Raw genomic sequence first — 4,133 nt, 5'->3', positions numbered from 1 at the left:
AGAGATCCTGGGTGACCTGCACAACTTGTTTGGCGACACCCACGCGGTGCATGTGGATTTGAATGGCGATGCGGTGAAGATTGAATCGATCGTCAAAGGCGACACCGTCAGCGAAGTGCTCGGCTACGTCCAGTATGACGATCGGGAACTGATTCGGCGGTTGTTGGACAATATCAATGCGGCCGTCAGCAGCGGTAAGATTGACAACGCACAAGCCGGCGAATTGCTGCAGTTTTATGAGCGCGCGCTCGGCAGCTACACCTACCTGTCGGAAAACGGGCACTCCTTGGCCCACATCAAAACGCCACCGGAAAACGAATCATAGCCAAGTGCCGCATTGTCATAGAGCAATGCGGATCGACTGTTTTTCGTGGCAACGGCTTTGCGGTTCTGTTCCCTTACCTCTTTTAAGAAATACGTTCATGACGACCTATCCCGAAGATGCGGATGGTGCAGTGTTGGCGAACCTTCAATCGCTTGGCGTCGACATGTCGGCTCCGCTGCTGATTGAGTTCGCGGTCGATGCACCGGATGAAACATCGGCCCATCGGATTGAAAAGGCGCTGGTCGCCAAGCAGTACGATACCGAGGTCTACTACGACTCGGGCGAACCCGAAGAGGGGGAAGAAGTCGAAGAGGACGAGGAAGAGTTTGGCCCCGCGTGGACGGTTTATGTCAACGTCACGATGGTGCCTGAATACGATGAGATCATTCGGATTCAAGCCGAGCTCGACGAATTGTCCAAGCCGCATGGCGGCCGCAGCGACGGCTGGGGCGTGATGATGGACGAAGAGTCGCTGCCCGACGAAATGTAGTCCTGTTTCCGCTGGGGCTCGAGGTCCCAGGGCGGTAGGCTACCGCTGCTCCGTAGCTGCCGCAAAGAATGTCCATGCTGTTAACGCCTGCCGCTCGGGCTTGTCCCCAATGCCATCTACTTTCGTAGTGGGACTCGCCAGAGTTCCTGGTGTTTCAACGGCAAAGATGGGAATTCTGGCGAATCCCACTACTTGAGCCCCCCCAATGTTTACCGAAGTAGATGGCATTGGGCTTGTCCCGGCGGAATCAGCGAATCGAAACGTTGTGTCCGCCGGGGCAAGCCCGCAGCGGAGCACTGCTTGACCGTGCTTCTATCTCGGTAGCTGCCATTTGTTTCCTCCGCCGAGACAAGCTCGACGGAAGGGCCTGTGTGTGATGCGGATTCGCGTCCACGCCTTCGTGCTCGTGCTTAGTCCGCAGGACGGTACTCGTGCTCGAGTGCGGTGTTGTACTTGGCCCCAGACTCAGCGCCGACATCCGATCAGGCAATCAACCGCATCAACATCGACACGATCCGGTGCAGCATTTTCTTCATGTGACGATGGCGCTGATTGTCGATGCGATCGGTTGCGGCAAGCTAGAAGCCACCGGGGCTGCTGAATTCGGCGTAGTCATCAAACTCGTTGTGGCGTTCAGGGGCACGGTCGCTAAACCGCGTGAAGTCGCCTTCCCAGCTGAGCGGGACGTTTCCAATCGGGCCATTACGCTGTTTTGCCATGATGATTTCAGCTTGCCCGGCGTATTGCGCTTTGTCTTCGCCACGATGGTAATACTCTTCGCGGTGCACAAACATGACAACGTCGGCATCCTGCTCGATCGCCCCCGATTCCCGCAGGTGGCTTAGTTTTGGCTGGTGATCTTTGCTGTCTTCGGCTTGCCGATTCAATTGAGACAAACACAGTAGCGGCGTGCTCAATTCACGAGCCATCCCTTTCAAGCGACGCGCGATCTTGGACACCTGTTCTTGCCGCGGGTCACGCGAGTTATCTGGTTCAATCAGTTGCAGGTAGTCAATGATGATCAAGCCAAGCGCCTCTTCGCGTCGCTTGATTCGCCGTGCCGCTGCCGCAATTTCGCTGACCGTTCGGCTGGGGGAATCGTCGACGTAAAGCGGCGCTTCGCTGATCTCATTCGCTTTTTGAATCAGCCGTTCTCGGTCATCCGACGAGATCGTTCCGTTTCGCAGTCGGTGACCATTCACCCGCGCGAGCGAACAAAGCATCCGGTCGGCAAGCTCGATTCCGGACATTTCCAGCGAGACGAAGAGCACGGGCAGCCGTTGGTTGATGGCAACACATTCTCCGATGTTCATCGCCAGCGCGGTTTTACCCATCGACGGACGTGCGGCCAAAATGATCAGCTCGCCGTTGTGCAGTCCGCCGGTCATGTTATCGAACTCAGTGAATCCGGTTTCACAGCCTCCGTCGGTATGTTCGCCGCTCATCCGTGCTTCCATGCGGTCCATCGCTTGGTGCAGGATATCGCTGATACTGTGGACGGAATTACCCGACCGGCCATCCATGATGGCAAAGATTTTTTGTTCCGCTTGAGCACACATTTCGCGTGCTTCGCTGTTCTGTTCGTACGAGTCGCGGAGGATCTCGGTACTCGCTTCGATCAAACGGCGGTAGACCGCCTTTTCCGACACGATCCCCGCGTAATAAACCGCGTGGGCCGCATTGGGGACGGCACCGGAGAGTTTGGCGAGGTATGCTGCCCCACCCACGGTCTCGTATTCTTTAGCCGTTCGCAGACGCGATACCAACAGCGTGATGTCGATCTTTTGCCCTTGATCGTGCATCTCGCGAAGGTGTTCGTAGATCTTTCGGTTTGCGTCGTCGAAAAAGTCTTCGGCACGCAGCGACGCGATATCGTCACATACGATCGGCAGCAGCAAAATACTTCCAATCACGCCCATTTCCGCTTCGAGATCGAAGGGCGGCTGCCGCTGCAAAATCTCGCTGGCGCTGGCTTCTTTCTTCTTTTTTCGGCCTTTGAACTGAAAGTCGTCTGCGGTCAAGGTTCCGGTCCGTGGAGATAAGGAAACGAAGAGGCTGAGGAAGTCCTATTTGATAGGTCGACAGAGAATTACGCAAGCTGAACCAAATTGGGGAAGTTTCGTCCGCAGCCCCCCACGCGTTTATGCCGTTCGCAATTGGTTTTCAATACGGTCGATGGCTTCGCGAGCGGATACCGAGGTCGGGCCGCGACCGATTGCTTTGCCGCTTTCGAGCCATTTTTTGACGTTTTTCTCAGCAGCGATCGCAGTGCTGTGCGAGCGGCCCCCAAAGTGGTTGGCAATCTCGGCGTACGCCGACGAAGTCAGCTGGCGTGACAAGTACATTGCCAACATTCGTGGTTCGCAGACCGCACGAGCCTGGGACGAACCACGCAGGTCTTCCAGCGGCACCTTAAACGCCTCGCATACCGTTCGCTCGATCGTGCTTAGCGTCACCGACGCCTGCCCGACTCGCAGCAGGTTGCCGCCGAATTGACGAATCTCGTCCATCGTTGCCATGCGGCCAAACATCTTCTGCAGCGTGGCCACCAAATTGACGATCCCGCTGAGCACACGCCCATCACCGGCAAGTTGAGCATTGACCTCGCTGATCATTTCATCGGGCCAAGCGATCGAACATCGCTGTTCAATCAGGCGTCGCAACACCGTCTCGCGAGTCGTCGAATCCAGCGAGTGCATCGGGCAAACCAAACCGCTTGCCATGCGGCCGGACAGTTCCCGTGACAGCCCTTCGATTTCCGAGGGCGCTTGGTTCGCGGTAAACACGATTGGACGTCCGGCTTCGATCAACGCCTCGACGGTGTACAGCATTTCGCGAAGGGTGGCACTTTTGGCACTCAGAAATTGAACGCCATCAATCAGCAGTGCGTCGACTTCGCGGTAGCGTTTACGGAACGCGGGAAGCCCCGTGGTGCCGACCGATTTGCAAAAGTCGTTAGTGAATTTCTCACCCGACAACTGCACGACAGTCCGCATTCGATGTCGACGCCGGAATTGATCGGCGATTGCATTGACGAGGTGAGTCTTGCCGATTCCCGAGGGGCCGTACAAAAACAAGGGCGTTGCACTGCCGGGGCTTTGGCACGCCATCATCACGGCAGTGTGGGCGAGCTGGTTTGACGTTCCCGCGACAAAACTGCTAAGCGTCATGGCGTCGCGAGGTAACGCCGGTTTTCCGCCTGGCGAACTCGTTTGCGTATTTGAGCTGGTAGCGGTATTGGGTGCTGCTGCGCCGGACGCTTCAAACATGGGAAGCGGCGGCTGAGTGCCGTCGTCGATCGGACGCGACTTTTTCGGT

3 protein-coding genes and 1 pseudogene are annotated in these 4,133 nt (G+C 56.7%); 2 read left to right on the top strand and 2 right to left on the bottom strand.

Annotated features, from left to right (window positions below):
- Window positions 1–325: pseudogene (locus RMSM_RS41450) on the top strand (hypothetical protein); the annotation flags it as partial.
- A gap of 97 nt (window positions 326–422) precedes the next feature.
- Window positions 423–815, top strand: coding sequence for a ribonuclease E inhibitor RraB (locus RMSM_RS41445; protein ID WP_008706331.1), 393 nt, complete (start codon window positions 423–425; stop codon window positions 813–815).
- A gap of 578 nt (window positions 816–1,393) precedes the next feature.
- Here RMSM_RS41445 and dnaB read toward each other — a convergent pair.
- Window positions 1,394–2,836, bottom strand: coding sequence for a replicative DNA helicase (gene dnaB / locus RMSM_RS29960; protein WP_008706327.1), 1,443 nt, complete (start codon window positions 2,834–2,836; stop codon window positions 1,394–1,396).
- Window positions 2,837–2,956: 120 nt separating this feature from the next.
- Window positions 2,957–4,133: DnaA/Hda family protein (locus RMSM_RS29955; RefSeq protein WP_144058066.1), on the bottom strand; the 1,177-nt coding region annotated here is incomplete at its 5' end.

Source organism: Rhodopirellula maiorica SM1 (genome assembly GCF_000346295.1).
Lineage (GTDB): Bacteria > Planctomycetota > Planctomycetia > Pirellulales > Pirellulaceae > Novipirellula > Novipirellula maiorica.
This window is presented reverse-complemented; position numbering and strand designations above follow the sequence as displayed.